The following is a 22,113-nucleotide window of genomic DNA, read 5'->3' on the forward strand; positions in this document are numbered from 1 at the left end:
CCACGCCACTCACCAATGATTCGTCGCTGGACGAATCGGAACAGACGTCCCGCGGTAGCCTGGCAGGGTGCTGCGCTTCGAAGTCTCCGTCGAGGACCTGCTGCGCAGCCGCTTCGCGCTGTCGCCCGCGCTGGACCTCTGCCTCCTGCTGCGCTCGCTCGCCGGCCAAGGCCGGCCGCTGCCGCGAGCCTGGGCCGCCCGGCTCATGCCGGCCTTTGAACGGCTTCGCCGTGAGACCGAACTGAACGCCGCCCTCGCGCTGCAGACCCCGCAAGGCGGACCGAACTTCGTCGCTCCGCCGCCGCGCGGCCTGAACCAGACCTGGGCTGACGACCTGGCCGTGATCCGGGCCACACCGCTGGAAGCGGCCCGCCACGAATTCGCTGCCACCGCGACCGGCCCGTCCGCCCGTGATCCCCGCGTACGCGCAGTGCTGGACTCGGCGGACGCCGTCTCCAGGATCGCCGAGGCGATGGACCAGGCGTGGCACGAGCTGCTCGCCGCGGACTGGCCGCAACTGCGCGCGATCTGTGAGCGCGATGTCGTGCACCGGGTGGGGGTGATCGGCGAACACGGATGGGCCGCGACCATCGAGAGCCTGCACCCGGGCGTCGCCTGGCGCGCCGGCGGTATCGAGATCGGCTTCTTCCGAGGCGGAACAGTCCGCCTCGCCGGCGACGGGCTCCTGCTGATCCCTTCGGTCTTCGTCGGGCATATCGCCGCCCACCTGGAAGACCCCTGGCCCAGGACCTTGGTCTATCCAGCCCGCGGCACCGCCGCCCTGTGGGGCGAACAGGAGACCGTCCCCCAACCGGACGCGCTGACTGCTCTGGTCGGCCGGGCTCGGGCCCGGCTGCTGTTGGCGCTGGACGCCCCGGCCAGTACCAGCCACCTCGCCCGAAGCCTCGCCATGGCACCCGGCGCGGTAGGAGACCACCTCGCCATCCTGAGAGGCGCGGGGCTGCTCGTCCGCGCCCGGTCCGGACGGTCGGTGCTCTACCGGCGCACCCCGCTCGGCGAGGCACTGGTCGCCGGTTCGGGCTGAGGGCTCAGATCAGCACTGCTTTTTGAGGCGCCGCCAGCAGATGATCGCGCAGCCGAGGGTGAGGAATGCCTGGTGGATGTCGGCGCGGATTTCCCAGCGGATACGCAGTCGGCGGAACCAGCGCAGAAGCGCGAAGGCCGCTTCGACGACCCAGCGGTTCTTGCCCAGGCCGCTTCCGTGCTCGGTGCCGCGCCGGGCGATGAGCGGGCGGATGCCCAGCTCACGGACCTGGCGGCGGTAGACGTTGTGGTCGTAACCGCGGTCGGCGTAGAGGACGTCGGGGCGCTGACAGCCCTTCCCGTTCCGCGGACCCTCATCACCGTAGTCCGCTGGAGACTGCGGGCAGCCTGAAGAACCATGTTCGAACTCGACAAGGGTGGCATCGTGCTGTCCGAGCTATTCGGAGAGTTCCAATACCCGACTGCACCATTATCCGCGGATGACGTACCGGCGCTGCTGGACCAGATCGCATCGGAGCCGAACCCCGAGCGCTGGAACGGTCTGTGGTCGGCGCTCTGCCATCAAGGCAGTGTCTACTCGGCCAGCTTCGCGGCCCTGCCCTGGCTGGCCGAGGTAGCCGGCGGCTCTGACCGAGAGGAGGCGGTCAGCGCCCTGAACCTGGCGGGCGCGATCTTGGCCGGCTCCGACCAGCCGCACGGGGCCGGCGACGTCCGCGCGCAGCACGCCGCGGTGGTCGAGACTCTGCTGGCGGCGGCGAACGAACGTCTCCGGACGTCGTCCGATCGGAACGAGTACGCCTACCTCCTCGAATCCATGCTGAGCTTCGAAGGCGTCATGAGCTGGGGCGAAGACCTGGCCCAGGGCCTCGTGAACGAGGAGTACGAGGTCACCTGCCCCGGCTGCCAAGCCGACGTGTTCATCGTCATCGGCGAGCGCGGACACTGCTCCACGATCGGCGACTACGCGCTGTCGGAGGACGACGTCGAGACGATACCCCTGCGCCCCGCCGACCCCGAAGCGATGGACGGCATCGGCCGACGGCTCCACGACATCGCCCTGGCCGACGGGCACCCGGAGGTCGCGGCGGCGATGACCCACGTCTTCGGCGATGCGACGTGCCCGGACTGCGAAGCGGGCTTCTCCGTAGCGGATCGGCTGAGCACCGACTGGTTCGCCACGCACTGAGCGCAGGTGTCGGCGGCAGCACTGGCTCAAGGTCGGGGCCGGGACTGAAGCTCACGGCGGGCGGTCGACCCAACGCTCTGCGGCCCCGCGCACGCGACGGCCCCCGTTCGACGCCGGCAGGCGTTCGCCGAAGCCTCCGTAGCGCGAGCTGTCGCGGGGCGTCGCTCGCGCCGTAGTCTCGGGCCGTGCACGAAAACGAGATCAAACTCAAGGCCATCGCCGCGCTCACCGCCCTGCGCGCGGATGTCGGCGAAGGCCTCGCCTCCGAGCTGCTCGCGGAAGTGACCCCCGGTCACTTCCTGGTGCCGGAGGGAGCCGCCCCCGAAGAGGTCGGTGGCGCCGTGCTCGATCAGCTTTCCGCGCCGTTGAGCGCTCTGGTCAACGGTTTCATCGCCGCCTTCGCGGCAGTCGCCTACGCGTACGACGAAACCGGCGCGGAGCCCGGTACCGACGCGATCCTGCAGGAACTCGCCCTTCGTCTCGCCCGGGAGGACGGTCAGCAGGCGCCTTGACCGGTAAGTGCCCCTCGGGTCCACACACCGGCGCACGTGTCAGGTCTCGCTGAGCCCGATGCATGGGGACTGCTGCGGGATGTCCCGTACGGCCTTGTCGATGACGACCAAGGCGTCCCCGGCGAGCAGATCTCCCTCGTTGAAGGCCAACTCCACCGAGGGGATCCGCCCGTAGGTGGTGACCACCCGCGGCCCTCCGCGCGTGGCTCGCTCCTCGTCGAGGACCCAGTCGGTGCCGTTGACGTTCATGCAGGTGTTGATCGTGGGTGCGAGAGGTGCGACACCGCAGCGCAGCACGATGGTGCCATCGCCCCAGCTCGCGGCACCGGCCCCCTTCACCGAGTCGCGCTCCTCCCCCAGCAGCTCGTCAGGGAGCTGTGCGAGGACCCGGCGGCACTGGGGATCACCGGCAAAGGGCCCCGGCTCCACGGATCGTGCACCGGTCAGGGCAAAGGTTCCGGCGGCCGCGAGCCCCAGCACTCCGAGACCCGTCAGGAGAGTCTTCTTCTTTCGATCCACTTCACTCTCCACACCGGCCGACCGACGGACCGTACGCGCCGCCGCGCCGCATCCAGAACAGCTATCCGATCATCCTACTCACGCGTTGGCGATCAGTTGGGGAGACCCGGGGCGAGCCGTGATTCCCGCCAACGCCACTGCCCGCGGTGCGACTTGGCGGTTGTGTGCCATGGCGGCGATCCGCCCGTTCCGGTTGGACCACCAGCCGCATCCGGCCCCCGACACTCTTCGCAGCATCGGGCCCACGAGGCCCGTCCGGCACGAGGAGAGGTCGCGATCCGTTGACCAGGGCACCCGTACCAGGATCGAGAACCGCGGCAGTGGTGGTGGCCGCCGTGGCGGCTCTGCTCGCGGCGGGGCTGCCCGCCGTGGCGGAGCCCGGAGAACCCGCAAGGCCCGGCGGGGCCGCGCTCGCGCCCTCGAAGGGCGGGCCGGGCGCGCGCACGGTGACGCTGGTGACCGGGGACCGGGTCTCCCTCACCGGCAGCGGCGCCGCCACGCAGGTCAGCGGGGTCACCCCGGCCGAGGGGCGCCGGCACGTCGCCTTCACCCGGGCCCGGGTCGACGACCACGAGTACGTCATCCCCGTCGACGCCTCCGAGGCGCTGGCCGGCGGCCGTCTCGACCGGCAGCTGTTCGACGTGACGGCGCTCGCGGCCCAGGGCTACGACGACGCGGCCCGCGAGGACATCCCGCTGATCGCGACCACCGGCACCACGCTCTCGGGCGCAGCGCGCGGCGGCGAGTACGGCGGGCTCGGCCTGGCCGCCCGTACGGTGCGCAAGGCCGACGCCACCCGGTCCTGGCAGGACTTCCTCCGGCAGGGCCGCGAGCGGGGCGCCGCGCCGTCGAAGCTGTGGCTGGACTCCAAGGTCCGGGCGAGCCTCGACCGGAGCGTGGCGATGACCGGCGCTCCCGAGGCCTGGGCCGCGGGGCTCGACGGGAAGGGTGTGAAGGTCGCCGTACTGGACACCGGCTACGACACGGGCCACCCCGACCTGAAGGGCCGGGTGACAGCCGAGAAGAACTTCACCTGGGACGAATCGGTCCAGGACGCCAACGGGCACGGCACGCACGTGGCGTCGACCATCGCGGGTGGCGGCGCGGCGTCCGGCGGCCGGTACAAGGGGGTGGCGCCCGGCGCGGAGCTCGCCGTGGGCAAGGTCCTCGACGGCGGCGGCTCCGGATACATCAGCTGGATCCTCGAAGGCATGGAGTGGGCGGCCGCGCAGAAGGCCGACATCGTGTCCATGTCGCTGGGCTCGGACCTGCCCAGCGACGGCAGCGACCCGCTCTCGCAGGCCGTCGAGACCCTGTCGGCCGGTGGCGGTCCGCTGTTCGTCGTGGCGGCCGGCAACGCGGGGGCGCCCGGGACCATCGGGTCCCCGGCCGCCGCGCCGAGTGCGCTCACCATCGGGTCGATCACCAAGCAGCGCGCGATGTCCCCGTTCTCCTCGCAGGGTCCGGCCCTCGCCGACGGCGCAGTGAAGCCCGAGCTCACCGCGCCGGGCAGCGAGATCACGGCCGCCCGGGCCAAGGGCACCTTCGAAGACGTCGCGGCGAGCGAGTACTACGCCACGATCAGCGGGACCTCGATGGCGACCCCGCACGTCGCGGGCGCCGCGGCCATCGTCAAACAGCGGCATCCCGACTGGGACGCGGCGCGGATCAAGGCGGCGCTCGTCGCCACCGCGCGGCCGGTCGCGGGGGCGGGGGTGTACGAGCAGGGCGCGGGAAGCGTGGACGTGCCCGCGGCCCTGGCCGCCGCGGTGACGGCCTCGCCGCCGGCCGTCTCCGCCGAGCTCTCCTGGCCGTACGCCCAAGAGACCCGCCGGACCGTCGTCTACCGCAACCCGGGCACCAAGGCCGTCCGGCTCACCCTCGACGTGGACGGTGACGCGCCCGTCTCGCTCCTCGCGAAGGCTCTGACGGTGCCCGCGGGCGGCGGCGCCGAGGCGGTCGTACGGATCGACGGCCACCGCGCGAAGGCCGGTACGAGCAGTGCCTGGATCACCGCCCGCGGTGCGGACGGCAGCCGAGTCCGCACCCCGGTCGGCGTCGAGGCCGAGGCGAAGAGCGCGACCCTGACCCTGGCTCCCGGCGCGACGCGCCCCGGAGTGGACCGGGCCTACACCACCGTCGTCGTGCAGAACGAAGGGACCGGGGCCGCCGAGCTGGTCGGCCTCGCCGCCGGCGAGGAGCGGTTGCGGCTGCCCGAGGGCTCCTACCGGGTGCTCGGCAGCGTCTGGGAGTGCGACCTGGAGGGTGAGGTGACGGTCGCCCAGTCCACCGTCCAGCTCGCGCAGCGGGTGACGCTCACCGGGGACCGGACGGTGACCCTCGACGTGTCGGGGGCGCGGCCGGTCACGATGGCCGTGGACGATCCGCGGATGCGCGTCGTCCAGCAGGGCTCGGCCCAGGGGCTGGTCTCCGACGTCGGCGCGGCTACCACCGGGCTGCTCACACCGGTCTACGAGGGCCGGTACCAGGCGTACGCGGTGGGCAGCTCCCGGATGCCCGGGCTCGGGTACTTCGCCGGGGCGTCCTGGCAGCAGCCGTTCCTGCACGCGCGGACGTCGGGCGCGGACCCGGTGGACATCCCGGTGGGCCCGTACTACTTCGCGCGCATCGAGTGGGACATCACGGGCGAGGTGGTCGACGCCGGTGACGGCAGTGCGCTCGGCGGGCTGCGGCTGACGGACAAGGTGGTGCTGTTCGAGCCTGGTTACGGGGCTCCGGGCGAGGAGGTCGCCAGGCGCTACCAGGCCATCAAGGAGCAGAAGCCGGCCGTGGTCCTGATCGGCCGGGGCTGGGTCTCCGCCGAGCCCGAGGACCAGGTGCTCACCATCGCGGAGCCCGGACCGACGCTGCTGCGCGAGCGCCTGGCCGGCGGGCCCGTCACCCTCTCCATCAAGGCCGAACGCAACGGCGAGCGCGCGTACTTCACCTTCCACACGTACGAGGACGGGGTTCCGGCCGGCGCCCGCTGGACCGATCGCGGGCAGGACATGGCGGCGGTCGAGCACGCGCTCCGCACCACGGGCTACCCCAACGACCCCAAGGGCCTGTACGGCTGGGCCCGTTACAAGGGTCTCGACGTGGTGCAGCAGCACACGGTCGTGCGGGCGCCGCACCGGCTCACCGCGTACTACACCCCGGACGTCCCGTGGCGGACGGCGACCTTCGAGTACGCGACCGACGAGGGGCTCGCCCTCGGCACCCAGTTCACGGAACCGACCGTCTACCGGGCGGGCCGTACGACCCGGGACTCCTGGCTCACCGGGCCGTTCAACCCCTCCCTGTCGGTCCTGGGCCCCGACGGGCGGGCGCAGGCGACCCGCGACGGGGACAAGCTGCGGCTCGACCTGCCGATGTTCTCGGACGCCTCGGGCCACCGCTCGCAGGCGGTCGCGGAGCTGGAGAGCGGGGAGACGGTGCTGCGCGACGAGGAGGGCAAGGTCCTGGCCCGCAACGACGTCGGCGGGCGCGGGGTGTTCGACGTGCCGGCCCGCACCCGGTGGTACGAGCTCAGCTCCACCACCACGCGCGCCGGCTCCATGTGGGAGCTGGGCACGACGGTGCAGGACACCTGGCGGTTCCGGTCGGGCCGTACCGACGGTGGACGGCCCCTCGGCCTGCTGGACACCCGGTACGACATGTCGGGTCTCGACGGGGACAACTCGGTGACAGCGGGCCGGGAGTTCACCCTCGGTGTCGGCTTCGAGCGGCAGCGGGGCGCGCACGGCGCCGGCGTGGACCGGGTGACGGCCGCGTACTCCACGGACGACGGGACCACCTGGAAGACGGCGAAGGTCCGTACGGGCAGCGGTGGTTGGAGGGTCACGGTCCCGGGCCTGCCCGAGGGCCGGGTGTCGCTCCGGGTCACGGGAACGGCCCGTGACGGGGCCTCGCTGACCGAGACGATCACGCGGGCCTACCGAGTGGGCTGCCCCGAGTACTGGTGCGCGTACGCCCCCTCGTGGCCGCACTGGCCGGCCGGCTGATCCTGACCGGGCGGCCGGCGGCCGGGTCAGGTGGGCGGTAACACGCTCCCTGACCCGGCCGCACCCATCGGGGTGCAGTGGCGCGCCGCCAATTTCTTTGCCGCGTCCCGCGTTTCGGCTCGCACCAGGGCCGCCCGTGGGCGACGGTGGACCTCCCCGCACCCATCGTGTTCCGAGGAGACCCGTCATGAACTGGACGCTCGAAGTGGTTCCGGTCCCTGTCACCGACATGGACCGGTCCAAGGAGTTCTACGCGGACAAGGTCGGCTTCACGCTCGACCTCGACAGCGAGGTCGCGCCCGGCATCCGCATCATCCAGCTGACCCCGCCCGGCTCCCGCTGTTCGATCGCGCTGGAACACGGGATGCCCCCGGCGCCCGGTACGCGCCAGATGGCACCGGGCACGCTGCAGGGCCTGCAGCTCTGCGTCACCGACATCGAGGCGGCGCGGGAGGAGCTGACGTCGCGCGGTGTGGAGGTGTCGCCGGTGCGGCACATCGGCGAGAAGGGCTGGGAGGACGGCAAGGGCGACACCTGGAACTCCTTCCTGACCTTCGCCGACCCGGACGGAAACGGCTGGGTGGTCCAGGAAGCGCCCTCGGAGCTGTCGGAACGCTGACGCCTCCGAAGCCCTGTGCGGCCCCGTGACTACGGGCGCCGGGCGCGGGCAGCCTCTGCTGCCGGAGTCCGCGATGCCGGGGACGGGTCCTGTTCCCGCATCGCCCACGGGGATCCGTACGCGGTGAGCAGGTCGAGGAAGGGCCGGGGAGGCAGGGCCTCCGGGCCGAGGACTCCGGACCCCGACCACACCTCGGCGGCGAGCAGTTCGAGGGCCACGACGGGGTTGACGGCGGTCTGCCAGACCACTGCCTGGGAGCCGTACTCGCGCATGGACCACTGGTTGTCGACCACGTGGTAGAGGTACACCTCGCGGGGCAGGTCGTCCTTGGTGCCCTTGACCCAGGTCCCGGCGCACGTGCGGCCGGTCATCCGGTCCCCGAGGGTCGCCGGGTCGGGCAGGCAGGCCGCGACCACGTCGCGCGGTGAGACGCGGACCGGGCTGCCGTCCTCGCTGCGGACGGTGACCGGTTCGGTGGAGTCCAGGCCGAGCGCGTGGAGGGTCTTCAGCTTGCCGATGAAATCGTCGCCGAGGCCGTACTTGAAGGTGACCCGGCGGGCTCCGACCCAGCGCGGGACGAGGAGGACCTCCTCGTGCTCGACGTTGACGCACTCCACGGGGCCGATGCCCTCGGGGAAGTCGAAGACCTCCGGCTCGCTGAACGGTTCGGTGGTGAACCAGCCGCGTTCGCGCTCGTAGACCACTGGAGGGTTCAGGCACTCCTCGATCGTCGTCCAGATGTTGAAGGACGGTGCGAACTCGTAGCCCTCGACGGCCAGATCGGCCCCGTCCCGGATTCCGATCTCCTCGATGTCGTCGAAGAGCTCCTCGGCCGCGTAGCGGGCGAAGACGTCCGAGAGACCGGGCTCCACACCCATGCCGACGAGCGCGAGCCGGCCCGACTTCTCCCATTCCGCGGCCCGGTCGAACTGCTCGTCGCCGAGCTTGATCCCGCAGGTGCCGTACGGGTCCGCGGGGTGCGGGCGGGACAGGGACATGGCCATGTCCACGTAGTGGGTGCCCGCCGCCAGCGCGGCGTTGAACAGCGGCATGACGAACCGCGGGTCGGTGGCGTTCATCAGGACGTCGCACCCGTGCTCGGTGAGCAGCCGGGTGATCCCCTCCTCGTCGGAGGCGTCCGCGCGGCAGGCGAGGAAGCGGTGCTCCGCCTCTCCCAGGGCGGCGACCGCGGCCTCGGCGCGGGCCAGGTCGTAGTCGGCGACGACGAAACGGTCGAAGAAACCGCGGCGGGCGGCGATCTTGGCGATCGCGCTTCCGACACCTCCGGCACCCACAAGCAGAACACGCATGACGAGGTCCTCTCTCGATGGGGCGTGTGCCCCGGGGGCCGATGGAACCGTCTGCCGGGAGTTAAGGTCAATGGTGTTGGCATAAGGCCGCGAACGACCCAGGGAGGCGGGGACGCGATGCCGAAGGACGTGGTTCCGGAGGAGGCCCGCCGGCGGCGCCGCCCGACCCGGCAGGGCACGGTGCTCTCCGAGCGGCTGATCGTCGAGACGGCGCTGCGGATGGTGCGCGAGCACGGAAGCGCCGGCCTGACCGCCCGGCGGCTCGGCAACGCCCTGGGAGCGGACCCCAGCACCCTCTACCGCTACTTCGACGGCATGGACGGGCTGACTCTGGCCATCGGCGAGGAGCTCATCGGCCGGGCCCTCGCCGGCTGGGCCCCGACCGGGCGCTGGCGCGAGGACCTGCGCTCCCTGGGGCTGCGCATTTACGGTGCCTACCTCGCCCATCCGCAGGCCGCCCTGCTGACCACGAGCCGGGTGACCGGGCGACCCCGGGAGATCGCGGCCGACGAGGCGATCCTCGGCAGCCTGCGCGGTGCGGGGTTCGGCGACGAGGCCGCCGTGCGGATCTACCACGCCTACATCGACCAGTGCCTCGCCTTCGCGGCGCTCGACGCGGCTTCCCTGGCGCTGACGGAGCAGGCTCGGGAGTCCGATGAGGAGCGGTGGGAGTCCACGTACGCCCGCCTGCCGGCCGGTACGTACCCGAACATCGCGGCCACCGCCGGACTCCTCGCGGCGCGGATGCCGCACAGTGCGTATCCGGTGGCGCTGGACATGCTGCTGGCGAGCGCCGAGCGTGAGCTGGCCGGCGGAGGCGGGAGCGGGAGCGACGCGGTCTGAGCGCGTCGGGCTGCTTTCCTGCCGGCCCACCGGATCGGGGCCAGGCAAGGCGCTCGTGTGCGCACGCGGGGATCAGCAGAGCCCTCTAGTCAGATGTTTATTGCGAGACTGAGTCTGCTTTTTGCGCAGGATCATAGACTTCCTCCATGCGGAGTCGTAGCGTCCCGGGTTGAGCCACTTCCGCTCCTCACCGATCGAGCCGCAAGGACGTGCGTGCCCGTGCCCCAGCCCCCACGGAGTCATCCCGTGACACCCCGGCAAGTCCGCTCCCTCAGACGGCGGACCAGCGCCGTCTTCCTGGCCCTCTCCCTCACCGGGACCGCCGCACTGACCGCCCTGACCTTCGGCGCCGCCCCCTCGGCGCACGCCGCCGGAGTGCCCGCGCCCTCGCCGATCGGCATAGCCGGGCGGGGCGCGAGCGTGCCGTTCACCGAACTGGAGGCCGAGTACGCGGCCACCAACGGCACGTTCATCGGCCCCGACCGGCTCTACGGGAGCCTCCCCTCGGAGGCCTCCGGCCGACAGGCCGTGACGCTGAACGCCGTGGGCCAGTACGTCGAGTTCACCCTGACCAAGCCCGCCAACGCGATGTCGCTGCGCTACAGCCTCCCGGACACCGGTGACGGGAAGGGGCGCGACGCGACCCTGGACGTACGGGCCGACGGCCAGTCGGTGAAGACCCTTCCCGTCACCTCCAAGTACAGCTGGTACTACGGCGGTTATCCCTTCAACAACAGCCCGGGCGACACCAACCCGCACCACTTCTACGACGAGTCCCGCACCCTGCTGGGCTCCACCTATCCGGCGGGCACCAAGATCCGCGTGCAGGTGACCTCGACTGCGCAGTCGCCCACCTTCACCATCGACCTCGCCGACTTCGAGCAGGTCGCCCCGGCCGCCGGCAAGCCTGCCGGAGCGCTCGACGCCGTCGCCGACTTCGGCGCGGACCCGACCGGCGCCACCGATTCCACGGCCCGCATGCAGGCCGCCGTGGACGCGGGACAGGCTCAGGGCAAGACGGTCTACGTCCCGCCGGGCAACTACACCCTCTACGACCACGTCGTCGTCGACGGGGTCACGGTCCAGGGCGCGGGCCCCTGGTACTCCGTCTTCGGCGGGCGCGACCCGGTGAACCGCAACCGCGCCGCCGGCTTCTACGGAAAGTACGTCCCCGGCGGGGGCTACACGGGGCCGGTCCGGTCGCACGAGGCGAACGGGCCGAGCAAGAACGTCACCCTCAAGGACTTCGCGATCATCGGCGACATCCGTGAGCGGATCGACGACGACCAGGTCAACGCCGTGGGCGGGGCGATGTCCAACTCCACGGTGGACAACCTCTGGATCCAGCACGTGAAGGTCGCCGCCTGGATGGACGGCCCGATGGACCGCTTCACCATCCAGAACAGCCGCTTCCTCGACATGACGGCGGACGGCGTGAATTTCCACACGGGTGTCACGAATTCCCGTGTCACCAACACTTTCGTGCGCAACGCGGGTGACGACGGTCTGGCCTCCTGGCCCCAGGACAAGCCGAACACCAACATCAGCTTCGACCACAACACGGTCGTCCTGCCGATCCTCGCCAACAACATCGTCACCTACGGCGGCAAGGACTTCACCATCTCGGACAACGTCATGTCCGACACCATCAGCAACGGCGGCGGGCTGCACATCGCCAACCGCTACCCGGGGGTGAACTCCGGCAAGGGCACCGCGGTGGCCGGCACCATCACCGCCGCCCGCAACACCCTCATCCGCACCGGCAACAGCGACTTCAACTGGAACTTCGGGGTCGGCGCGATCTGGTTCTCCGGCCTGAACGAGGCCGTGCAGGGCGCCGCCATCAAGATCTCCGACACGGACATCCTGGACTCCTCGTACGCGGCGATCCACTCGATCGAAGGGCCGATCAGCGGGGTGGAGCTCACCAACGTCAACATCGACGGGGCAGGAACCTACGCCATCCAGGCGCAGTCCAACCTCGCCGCGAAGTTCACCCGCGTCACCGCCAAGAACATCGCCCAGTCGTCGACCCCGATCCACAACTGCATCGGCGCCGGCCTCCAGATCGCCGATGGCGGCGGCAACTCCGGCTGGAACACCGGTCAAACCTGCTCCGGCGTGTGGCCCGCGCCGGTGTGGACCAACGGCGGCGTTCCCACCGGTCCGACCACGCCTCCGACCACTCCCCCGACGACGCCCCCCACGACCCCGCCCACGACGCCCCCCACCACACCGCCGACGACACCTCCCACCACACCGCCGAACGGCAACCTCGCCCAGGGCAGGCCCGCCACCGCCTCCTCGGCCGTCCAGTCGTACACGGCATCGAACGCCGTCGACGGCAACGCCTCCACCTACTGGGAGAGCAACGGAAACTCCTTCCCGCAGACCCTGACGGTGGATCTCGGCGACACCAAGCGGATCGGCAAGGTCACCCTCAAGCTCCCGCCCTCCTCCGACTGGGCCACGCGGACCGAGACCCTCGCGGTGATCGGATCCACCGACAACTCCGCCTGGTCCACCCTGCGCGCCTCCGCGGGCGTCACCTTCGATCCCGCCTCCGGCAACACCGCCACGCTCACCTTCGAGCCGGCCGACGTCCGCTACGTACGGCTGAACGTCACCGGCAACACCGGCTGGGCGGCGGGGCAGATCTCGGAGTTCGAGGTCTACGCCGCGGCCGACGGCACCCCGACGACACCGCCGACCACTCCCGCACCGACCACCACCCCGACACCGACCACCCCGCCGGCCGGCACCAACCTCGCGCAGGGCAAGAGCGCCACCGACACGACCCACACCCAGGGTTACGTGGCCGCCAACGTCACCGACGGGAACTCCGGAAGCTACTGGGAGAGCAACAACAACGCCTTCCCGCAGTCGGTCACCGTCGACCTCGGCGCCACCCGGACCGTCGGCCGACTGGTGCTGAAGCTCCCCGCCACCTGGGGCACCCGCGTCCAGACCCTCTCGGTGCTCGGATCCACGGACGGTGCGGCCTGGTCGACGCTCAAGGCTTCCGCCGCCTACACCTTCACCGAGGGATCCAACACGGTCACCGTCACGCTTCCCGCCTCCGGCGTCCGCCACCTGCGCCTGACCTTCACCGGCAACACCGGCTGGCCCGCGGGCCAGCTGTCGGAACTGGAGGCGTACGGCTCCTAGCGCGTCCGCGCACCGCACGCCGACGGCCGGCCCGGGCTCCCTCCCGGCCGGCCGTCCCGCTGGCCGGAGCGGGCCGTGGGCCGGCACAGCCGACCCGGACACGCCAGGAGCCGCCCCGTGCTCGCCGGCGTGCCGTCATCACACGGTTCCGGCCCGGCCGCTCCTCCCGGCCCGCACGTCGGCGACGGCATAGGGCAGCCCGGGCAGCGGCAGGAGCGCCGCCGCCCACAGCGGCAGCGTGAACAGCGCCCCGTCACCGGCCAACAGGCTGGTGATTATCGCGGCGGGCAGGGCCGTGGCGAAGGCCAGGACCCAGCCCGCACCTATGCCCAGGCTGCCCCGCCGCAGCTCCCAGGCGACCGTGGCCACGCCGAGGACCGTCCAGAAGGCCAGGTAGTCGGGGGTCACGTCGAGGTTGGTGGTCCAATGGCGCAAGTAGGAGAACAGCAGGACGCAGCCGGCCACGAGACAGCCCAGGGACGCCACGCGCAGCACCCGGCGGGAGAGCGGGACGCGCGCCCGCGCCCATGCCGCGGCGAAGCGGCGGACGTCCCGGCCGACAACGTCCTGTCCCGTGCGGCCGGCTGCCTCGGCGTCCTCCAGGTGGGCGGAGAGCTCGTCGAGCATCTCCCGTACGGACGCGTCGTCGATCCCCCGGTACTCCCAGTTGCTGCGGCAGGCCGCGAGTATCCGCTCGTTCGTCATGGTGTGGTTCCCCCCGTGGGTTCCGTGGTGGTCAGGATGCGGCCCACCTGCCCGGCGAAGGCGAGCCAGTCGGCCCGGCCGCCGCTCAGTTCGGCGTGCCCCGCCCCGGTCAGGCGGTAGTACTTGCGCGGGGCGCCGCCGCTCGGAGAGGGGGCGCGGTAGGAGGAGATGAGGCCCGCCCGCTCCATCCTGGCGAGCAGCGGATAGATGCTGCCGTCGCTGACCAGCTCCAGCCCGCCCGCGGCGAGCGCCTCGGCGAACTCGAAGCCGTACCGGGGCCGTTCGGCGATCAGCGACAGGAGGCACAGGTCGAGCACCCCGCGCAGGAGCTGACTGCGCCGCTGGTCACCGGCGGCGGGCAGTTCCTTTGTCATGCGGTACAAGATAGTCATCAAGTACCTTGCACCACAAGAGAGTCGGGATCCGCTCCCATCCTGCTCCGGCGGGAACCTGACCTGAGTACCGCGGCCGCCCCGCTGCCGGGTTCCCCGCCGACCGGAAGGTCGGCGGGGACCTGTCAGCAGGTCTTCCGGTAGGGGAGATCCGGGAGGTACGTGCGCCAGTCGGACCGGGAGAGTCCGGTTCCGGCACGGGTACAGACGGACTCCGCGAGTCGGGCCGGCGCCACCTCGTGGGTGCGCACGGTGCTGTGTTCGCCCACGCTGTGCAGGGTGTGTCCGTCGGGAGAGAAGGCGACGGCCACGATCCCGTCGCCGGGGGTCGGCAGCGGGGATCCCAGAGGCCGGCCCGAGTCCACGTCCCAGAGCCGGAGCGTGCCGGAGGCGTCCGCCACGGCCAGGGTCCGGCCGTCGGGAGAGAAGGCCAGGGAGGTGACGGACCTTTCGTCGTCGATACCGACCGCGTCGAACCCGGCCGTGTCGAACCCGGCCGGGAGGGTGGCCAGTCGCCGCTCGGCCTCCCCGTCCCACAGGGTGACCCCGCCCGTCGTGTCACCGACCGCCAAGCGGGTGCCGTCGGAGCTGTAGGCCATCACCCCGCCCCCTTCCTTCGTGAGGCCCCGTTCGGTGCGCCGGCCGGTGGTGACGTCGAAGGTGTTCGAGGAGGTCGCGAGCAGTCGCCCGTCAGGACGGACCGCGAGCGGGGCGGCTCGGTCGCTCCGGGAGCTCCTCGCGGAGGAGACCCGGTCCTTCGTGAGGTCCTGGGGCCGGGTACGGCGCCCGCTCGCCAAGTCCCTTACGTCCAGGGTGTCAACGCCCGCGCGCGTCGTGAGCAGGGACCGGCCGTCGGGTGAGACGGCCATCCCCGTGATGGGCATCCGGGCGGCGAACGGCGGTTTCGGGTCCGCGGGAAGCGCACGGGCCGTGTTCGCCGGCACGTCCCACAACGCCGGCTCCTGGGCACTCTCCCGCTGGCCGTCCCCGGCGTCGGAGCCTTCGGCGAAGCCGGTTCGGGCGTGGGCGAGGGTTCGTCCGTCGGGGCTGAGCGCGAGCAGGACCCGGCAGTCGGGCCCTGTCGGCGATTCGGTGGATCCCGGTACGGCCTTCGGGCAGTCGGCCGACGGGGTGCGGGCGGTGCGCCGGCCGTCGGCGACGGCGTAGGCCTCGAACCAGGTGCCGGCGCCCTGCCGGCGGTCGACCGCGACGGTCGTGACGTCCGCGCTGAAGGTGCCCGTGGATGCCGGTTCGGGGTTCCAGTCCGGTGTCGTGGCCGGTCCGTAAGAGATCGTGCGCACCGTGGTGTCCCCGAGTCGGCGTTCGGTCAGGTACCTGATGACGCCGTCCTTCGGGTCGATCCGGAGCTGGGAGGCGGCCCCGTTGGCGAGGGAGTGGCGGAAGACCGGCCGTTCGGGCGCGGCCAGCCGCCACATCAGGATCTCCCGGCCGTCGAGGGCCGCGGCGAACCGGCCGTCGGGGCTGGTGGTCACCTCGGTCAGGCCGGGGTGGTCGATCCGGACCGGTTCCCGGTCCGTGACCGGGTCCCACAGGCTCAGGCCGCCCGGCACCTGGGCCAGCAGGACGGCGCCGTCCCCGGTGAAGCGGAACGAGTCGACGGCGCACGCGCCGGGTCGGGTGGCGGGCAGCTCCTTGCCCCGTGCCACGTCCCAGACCCTCAGGGGCACGTCGGCCCGTTCGGAGGCGTTCACCGCATCCCCTCCCCTGGCGCACACGGCCAGGTGGCTTCCGTCCGGGCTGAGTTCCCACATCGGATGCCGTCCGGTCGGCACCTCCAGCAGGGTGCGGCCGTCTCGTGCGTCCCGGAGCGAGAGCCGGCCGGTGGCGCCGTCCATGTCCATGGTGGCGACGATCTGTGCGGCGGCCGTCCATACGACCGAAGAACCCTCCACCCGGGGCACGGCGTCGAGCGCCGTCCCGGTCGCCAGATCCAGTCGGCGCGCCCCGCTCCCGGATCCGGGACCCTCCTTCTCCCCGAACCCCTGCACCAGGGCGGTACGGCCGTCCGGGGAGATTCCGCGGAACAGGGTTCCCCGGTCGAGGGCCGTCGCCGGCCCGACCGCCGTCCTCTTCGTGACGTCCCAGGCGCGTACGGAATCCACGTCGACGGTGACCGCGACGCGGCCGTCGGCGCTCAGCCGGACCGGGAGCGCGGGGTGGGAGAGCCAGGGCCCGGCCTCGTCCGGCACGTCGAAGGCATCGGACTCGGACTGGACGGACGCCGCCAGCAGCGCCGACCGGGTCTCGGCGGTCTCGGCGAGCCGCCAGGCGGCCACGCTCAGCCGCATCGCCAGCGCGGGGTCGGAGCTGCGCAGGCCCTGGGCCACGGCCGACAGCTGACCGGCGGCCAGTTCCTCCCCCTTGACCCGCCGGATCTCGGCGTCGACCCGCTGGCGGACGTTGTCGCGGCCCTGCTGCCAGGCGGTCGTGCTCGCCACCGTGAGGAGGACGAGGAGGAGGGCGACGACGGAGGTCACCCCGCGCCGGATGCGACGCGTACGGGCCCGGGACGCGAGACCCGCGCTCAGGAACTCCCGCTCCGTCGGTACCAGTTCGGCGCGCCGGCCCGCTTCGTCCGCGAACGTGGCCTCGGCCTCGGCCAGTTCCCCGCCGCGCAGGAGCGCTCCGGCGTCGCGTCGGCGGGTCAGCCAGTTCTGGGTGGCCTGGGTCAACCGGCGGTGTCGCCGCAGCCGTTCACGGTCCGTGTCGATCCAGCCGGACAGCCGCGGCCACGCGGTGATCAGGGCCTCGTGCGCCAGGTCCACGACGTCCCGGTCCAGGGTGACGAGCCGGGCCCGGGCCAGCCGGTCCAGCACCGCACCGGCCTCGGCGGCTTCCGGGGAGTCCGGGGGCACGAGGGTGTCGCGGGGTACGGGCCTGCGTGTGTCGGGTGCTCCGTCGCCGGGGGTGATCAGGTTCAGCAGGAGGCGACGCGCGACGGGGGCGCGGCCGGGCCCGAGTTCCGCGTACAGCTCCTCGGCGGTCTGGGCCAGGGCTCCGCGCAGACCACCGGCCGCCTCGTGTCCGGCCAGGGTCAGCGTGCGCCCGCGGCGGCGCCGCCAGGTCTCCAGCAGGGCGTGGGAGAGCAGCGGCAGGCTGCCGGGTTCGCGGGTGACCTCGTCCACGAGCCGGGCCGTGAGGGCGCGTTCGACGGTGAGACCGGCCGCTGCCGCGGGGCGCACGATCGCGCCGCGCATCTCCTCGGCGGTCAGCGGGCCCACGGGGAGGGTCGCGGCTCGGGCGGCCTCGGCGAGGGCGGGGTGGGCCAGGAAGTTCGCGTAGAAGTCGGCGCGCACGCCGAGTACCACGCGGATCCGGCTTCCGGGGTCGCGGGCGGCGAGGAGGGCCGCGAGGAAGTCCCGCCGTTCGTCGGGGTCCGTACAGAGGGTGAAGACCTCCTCGAACTGGTCGACGATCAGCCAGGTCTCGCCGTCCGCGGCGGCCGGGGTGAGAACCGGCGCGTGGGTCCGCATGGGGTGTTCGCCGGGGGTGAGGACGCGCAGGGCCGCGGCGGGGGGCAGCGGCGGAGCGGAGCGGCGCAGGCGCGGGACAAGACCGGCTCGCAGCAGCGAGGACTTGCCGCTCCCGGAGGGGCCGAGGACCACGCCGAAGCGGTGTTCGGCGACCAGGGCCGTCAGTTGGTCGGTCAGGCGTTCCCGGCCGAAGAACACCGGCTCGTCCTCGGGTTCGAAGCGGGTCAGGCCCCGATAGGGCGGAGCGCCGCCGCCGTCGGTACCGAGCGCGAGGGCGGCCAGGGCTTCGGCCGCGGCTTCGCTCTCTGCTGCGGCTTCGGCCTCGCGCCACCGTCGTTCCCACTCCGGCCGGGCGCCGCCGCAGACCTCGGCGTAGGCCAGCGCCACGGGCAGGCTCGGCAGCCGGTTCCCGGAGGCGGCCTGGGAGAGCGCCGTCACCGAATAGCCGGCCCGCGAGGCCAGTTCCCGGTAAGGGACGGCGCCGGCCTCGCGGCGCAGTGCGCGGAGCTCACCGGCGAACCGGGCTATGGGACCGGCCTGTGGATCGAGCGCCTTCTCGGGCCTTCCCGCACCACTTCCCATGCTGCTCCTCTCCCCCGGGGTCAAGATCTTTTCCACCGTAGGAGGGGGCGCCCGCAGTCACAAGGGCCTCTTCGGCCACGGAAATCAATTGTTCAGCCGCCCGGACCGGGGCTGCTGAACAATGCGCGAGCCGGTGGACTGCTGCCGTGACCCGGTCGCCGCACGGCCCGGACGGCTCGCCCTTCCCACCCCCGCCTCTCCCCCTAGGGGTCGGTGGGACACGGGCCGGCCGGGCCGCGGCGGCCGGTGTCACCACACCGCCACCCACACCGCGTACGCCACGTGCGCCACACGACGGGGCGCGCCGCGTCGGCTCAGGCCGCAGTGCGCGCCTTCCACAGGAGCAGAGTTGTTCACACGGACCCACAGGCCTCGACAAGCCGCGGGGGCCCTCGCCCTCGCCACCGCCGTCGTCGCCCTCAGCACGGGGCTGACCGGCCCCGCGGGGGCGGCGCCCGCCGCCTCCCCCACCAGGAGCGCCACGGGCTCTCCCGTGACCGTCACGCTGATCACCGGCGACCGGGTGACCGTGAACGGCAGCGGCGCCGTCGTGCGCTTCGAGCCCGGCAAGGGCCGTGAGCGCGTACCGGTCCAGATCGAACGTGCCGACGGCCGCACCCTGGTCCTGCCCGCCGACGCGCGGGCCCTGCTGGCCGCCGGCAAGCTGGACCGGCGCCTCTTCGACGTCACCACGCTCGCCGACCCGACCCTGCGCGCACTGCACCGCGGCGGACTCGGCCTGATCGTCCAGTACGAGGGTGCCGCCGGGGCGGCACGCACCCAGCTGCGGTCCGCCGCCGGCAACGGGGCGGGGCGCGCCCTCCAGAGCGTCAACGCCGAAGTCGTCAAGGCCTCGCCCGCCGACGCCACGAAGGTCTGGGAGGCCCTGACCAGCCCCACCGCCCGCGGCCTGCGAGCCGCGGACGCCGGCATCGGCAAGGTCTGGCTGGACGGCGTGCGCAAGGCGAGCCTGGACAAGAGCACGAAGCAGATCGGCGCCGACCGGGCCTGGCAGGCCGGGTTCGACGGCACGGGCGTGAAGATCGCCGTCCTGGACACCGGTGTCGACAAGACCCACGAGGACCTGAAGAGCCAGGTCGTCGCGGAGAAGAACTTCTCCGACTCCCCCGACACCACCGACCGCGTCGGCCACGGCACCCACGTGGCCTCCATCGCGGCCGGGACCGGGGCCGCGTCCGGCGGAGCACTGAAGGGCGTCGCGCCCGGTGCCAAGGTGATCAGCGGCAAGGTCCTCGACGACCGGGGCTACGGCTCCGATTCCGCGGTCATCGCGGGCATGGAGTGGGCCGTCGCCGAAGGGGCGTCCGTCGTCAACCTCAGCCTCGGAAGCCGGGACTTCCCCGGCGTGGACCCGGTCGAGGCCACCGTCGACCGGCTGTCGGCGGAGAAGGGGGTGCTGTTCGCCATCGCCGCGGGCAACGACGGGGCCGGCGAGTCCACGGTCGGCTCGCCCGGCAGCGCCGACGCCGCCCTGACCGTAGGCGCCGTCGACGACAAGGACGTGCTCGCGGAGTTCTCCAGCAGGGGCCCGCGCGTCGGAGACGGCGCGGTCAAGCCCGACCTCACCGCGCCCGGCGTGGGCATCACCGCCGCGGCGGCGCCGGGGAGCAAGCTCGACACCGACCCCGGGGCCCAGCACCCCGTCCCGGGTTACCTGCAGCTCAACGGCACCTCCATGGCCACCCCGCACGTGGCCGGAGCGGCGGCGCTGCTGAAGCAGAAGAACCCCGGCTGGACCGGGACCGAGCTCAAGGGCGCGCTGACCGCGTCGACCAAGGACGGCGCGGTCGGCGTCCAGCAGCAGGGCACGGGCCGTGTGCAGGTGGACAAGGCCCTGTCCCAAACGGTGATCACCGAGCAGCCGTCGGTGTCCCTCGGCACGGCCCAGTGGCCGCACGCCGACGACGTGCCGCTCACCAAGAAGGTCGCCTACCGCAACCTCGGCACCACCGACATCACCCTCGACCTCGCGGTGACCGGCACCGACGCCCGGGGCAAGGCCGCCCCGGCCGGGTTCTTCTCACTCGGCGCCGACAAGGTGACCGTGCCCGCCGGTGGCCGCGCCGAGGTCGACCTGAGCGCCGACACCCGGCTCGGCGATGTCGACGGCGCCTTCTCCGCCTACGTCACCGCCACCGGCGGCGGCCAGTCGGTGCGCTCGGGCGCGGCGGCCGTCCGTGAGGCCGAGGCGTACGACGTCACCATCACGACCGTCGACCGCGACGGCGGCCCTGCCCGCGAGTTCTCCCACTCCCTGTTCGGGATCGGCGGCGCCGCCGACGGCATATGGACGGGCGTCAGCAACGAGTCCGGCTCCGGCACCCTGCGCCTACCCAAGGGCACCTACGCCCTCCACGGCGCCGTGTACCAGGACGGCTCGGACCTCACCAAGGGTGTCGACTGGCTGGTCCAGCCCCGGCTGGAGGTCTCCGGGACCACCACGGTCACGGTCGACGCGCGCACCGCGAAGCCGGTGGACATCACCGTTCCCGGTCTGGCCACGGCCGACTTCGCCCTGCCGTACTACCAACAGACGGTCGGCGAAGGCCACCTCGGCAACGGCTGGGTCCTCCCCAAGGGCTACACCGGGTTCCGCTCCGCCCACATGGGGCCGGACGTGACCGACGGCTCGCTGACACAGAGCTGGCTGGCGACCTTCATCAAGGACCCGGCCACCCAGTACAACGTTGCCCTCGGCGGCGCGACGAACCGTCTCGCCACCGGGTACACACGCCACGTGAAGGCGGGCCAGCTGGCGAAGCTCTCCGTGGACATGGGCGCGCCCGCCCCCGGCAAGTCCGGGTACGCCTACGCCGCCCCCACCCTGCCCGGCATGTCCCAGGGCGACTTCTACGGAGCCGTCCAGCCCGCTCCCGGCACCCGTACGCTCCTGCTCTCCGCCCTCGACGGTGCGACCTGGCGGAGCGGCTTCTGGCAGCTCGGCGCCCCTGACGCGGACGGCAACCAGCGCATCGAGGCGGACCAGGCCGCCCTGGAGCCGAAGCGCTACGCGGCGGGCTCCTCCCACCGCGAGACCTTCAACACCGGAGTGTTCTCACCGCTCCTGGGCAAGGGTCTGGGCGTGTTCCGCACCGCGCCCGATCCTGAGACGGGCGAGCAGACCATCACCGCCTCGGTACCCCTCTTCGGCGACGGCGCGGGCCACGCCGGCTCCTCCTCTCTCACCAAGGCCGCCACGACCCTGTACCGCGACGGAATCAAGGTCGCCGAGAACGAGGACCCGCTGAGCGGCTGGGAGCCCTTCACGGTCGACGGCGCCGACGCCGAGTACCGGCTGACCACCTCCGTCGAGCGGTCCCCCGAGATCTCCGCCGTCTCCACCCGCATCGACACGAGCTTCACCTTCCGTTCCGGCCAGGTCGCCGACCGGACCGCGCTCTCGGTCTCCACGGTGCGCTTCCACGCCCCGCTCGACATCGCCTCCCGCGCCCCCGCGGGCAAGGCCACCCGGATACCCGTGACCGTGCAGGGTGCGGCCTCGGGGAAGAACGTCAAGTCGCTGGCGATCTCCGTGAGCGAAGACGGCGGTACGACCTGGAAGCGCGTCACGGTCACCGACGGCGCGTTCTCCGTCCGGAACCCCGCGAAGGACCGGGGGATCTCCTTCCGGGCGCAGGTCACCGACAAGCAGGGCAACGTCTCCGAGGTCACGATCATCAACGCCTACCTGGGCAAGTGATCCCACTTCCCTGAGCCGACGGCGGTACGGGAGGCCGGTCCCCGGCCTCCCCC

At 72.4% G+C, this 22,113-nt stretch carries 13 protein-coding genes and 1 pseudogene; 8 read left to right on the forward strand and 6 right to left on the reverse strand.

Annotation, left to right across the window (positions count from 1 at the left end; all coding sequences use genetic code 11):
* Positions 1 to 67 precede the first annotated feature (67 nt).
* Positions 68 to 1,045: a winged helix-turn-helix domain-containing protein gene (locus OG276_RS00185; RefSeq protein WP_266901410.1), complete on the forward strand. Its 978-nt coding sequence runs from the start codon at positions 68 to 70 to the stop codon at positions 1,043 to 1,045.
* A gap of 9 nt (positions 1,046 to 1,054) precedes the next feature.
* Here the strand turns inward: OG276_RS00185 and OG276_RS00190 are convergent.
* A pseudogene (locus tag OG276_RS00190) lies at positions 1,055 to 1,357 on the reverse strand (transposase); the annotation flags it as partial.
* 45 nt (positions 1,358 to 1,402) lie between these two features.
* Here OG276_RS00190 and OG276_RS00195 point away from each other — a divergent pair.
* Entirely contained in the window at positions 1,403 to 2,191 is a 789-nt protein-coding gene (locus OG276_RS00195) for a hypothetical protein (protein ID WP_266901412.1), read from the forward strand.
* 185 nt (positions 2,192 to 2,376) lie between these two features.
* Positions 2,377 to 2,703: a hypothetical protein gene (locus OG276_RS00200; protein ID WP_266901414.1), complete on the forward strand. Its 327-nt coding sequence runs from the start codon at positions 2,377 to 2,379 to the stop codon at positions 2,701 to 2,703.
* A 39-nt stretch (positions 2,704 to 2,742) separates the two neighbouring features.
* Here OG276_RS00200 and OG276_RS00205 read toward each other — a convergent pair whose 3' ends face one another.
* A complete protein-coding gene (locus OG276_RS00205; protein ID WP_266901416.1) occupies positions 2,743 to 3,222 on the reverse strand; it encodes a DUF3515 family protein in 480 nt (159 codons plus the stop codon).
* A gap of 281 nt (positions 3,223 to 3,503) precedes the next feature.
* Here OG276_RS00205 and OG276_RS00210 point away from each other — a divergent pair, with 281 nt between their 5' ends.
* Both OG276_RS00210 and OG276_RS00215 read left to right on the forward strand, forming a co-directional pair.
* Positions 3,504 to 7,226, forward strand: a complete 3,723-nt coding sequence (locus OG276_RS00210; protein WP_266901418.1) for a S8 family serine peptidase — start codon at positions 3,504 to 3,506, stop codon at positions 7,224 to 7,226.
* Between the two features lie 187 nt (positions 7,227 to 7,413).
* Positions 7,414 to 7,845 carry a VOC family protein gene (locus tag OG276_RS00215; protein WP_266901420.1) on the forward strand — a complete coding sequence of 144 codons (432 nt, stop codon included), beginning with the start codon at positions 7,414 to 7,416 and terminating at the stop codon, positions 7,843 to 7,845.
* A 29-nt stretch (positions 7,846 to 7,874) separates the two neighbouring features.
* Here the strand turns inward: OG276_RS00215 and OG276_RS00220 are convergent, their stop codons facing one another.
* On the reverse strand, positions 7,875 to 9,155 hold the full coding sequence (locus OG276_RS00220; protein WP_266901422.1) for a saccharopine dehydrogenase family protein: 1,281 nt from the start codon (positions 9,153 to 9,155) through the stop codon (positions 7,875 to 7,877).
* Positions 9,156 to 9,272: 117 nt separating this feature from the next.
* On the opposite strand from OG276_RS00220, the gene OG276_RS00225 reads away from it, so the two are divergent.
* On the forward strand, positions 9,273 to 9,998 hold the full coding sequence (locus tag OG276_RS00225; RefSeq protein WP_266901424.1) for a TetR/AcrR family transcriptional regulator: 726 nt from the start codon (positions 9,273 to 9,275) through the stop codon (positions 9,996 to 9,998).
* A gap of 246 nt (positions 9,999 to 10,244) precedes the next feature.
* Positions 10,245 to 13,166, forward strand: a complete 2,922-nt coding sequence (locus tag OG276_RS00230; protein ID WP_266901426.1) for a discoidin domain-containing protein — start codon at positions 10,245 to 10,247, stop codon at positions 13,164 to 13,166.
* Positions 13,167 to 13,304: 138 nt separating this feature from the next.
* Here OG276_RS00230 and OG276_RS00235 read toward each other — a convergent pair whose 3' ends face one another.
* The 3 genes from OG276_RS00235 to OG276_RS00245 all read right to left on the reverse strand — a co-directional run bounded on the left by OG276_RS00235 (position 13,305) and on the right by OG276_RS00245 (position 18,339).
* The gene (locus tag OG276_RS00235; protein WP_266901428.1) at positions 13,305 to 13,871 is read right to left on the reverse strand and encodes a hypothetical protein; all 567 of its coding nucleotides are present in this window, start codon (positions 13,869 to 13,871) and stop codon (positions 13,305 to 13,307) included.
* Positions 13,868 to 14,245 carry a PadR family transcriptional regulator gene (locus tag OG276_RS00240; RefSeq protein WP_266901430.1) on the reverse strand — a complete coding sequence of 126 codons (378 nt, stop codon included), beginning with the start codon at positions 14,243 to 14,245 and terminating at the stop codon, positions 13,868 to 13,870. Before OG276_RS00240 ends, OG276_RS00235 begins: the two co-directional genes overlap by 4 nt.
* A 143-nt stretch (positions 14,246 to 14,388) precedes the next feature.
* Positions 14,389 to 18,339 carry a DNA-binding protein gene (locus OG276_RS00245; RefSeq protein WP_266901432.1) on the reverse strand — a complete coding sequence of 1,317 codons (3,951 nt, stop codon included), beginning with the start codon at positions 18,337 to 18,339 and terminating at the stop codon, positions 14,389 to 14,391.
* Positions 18,340 to 18,688: 349 nt separating this feature from the next.
* On the opposite strand from OG276_RS00245, the gene OG276_RS00250 reads away from it, so the two are divergent.
* On the forward strand, positions 18,689 to 22,060 hold the full coding sequence (locus tag OG276_RS00250) for a S8 family serine peptidase (protein ID WP_266901434.1): 3,372 nt from the start codon (positions 18,689 to 18,691) through the stop codon (positions 22,058 to 22,060).
* Positions 22,061 to 22,113: the final 53 nt, after the last annotated feature.

This window comes from Streptomyces sp. NBC_00086 (assembly GCF_026343255.1).
Classification (GTDB): domain Bacteria; phylum Actinomycetota; class Actinomycetes; order Streptomycetales; family Streptomycetaceae; genus Streptomyces.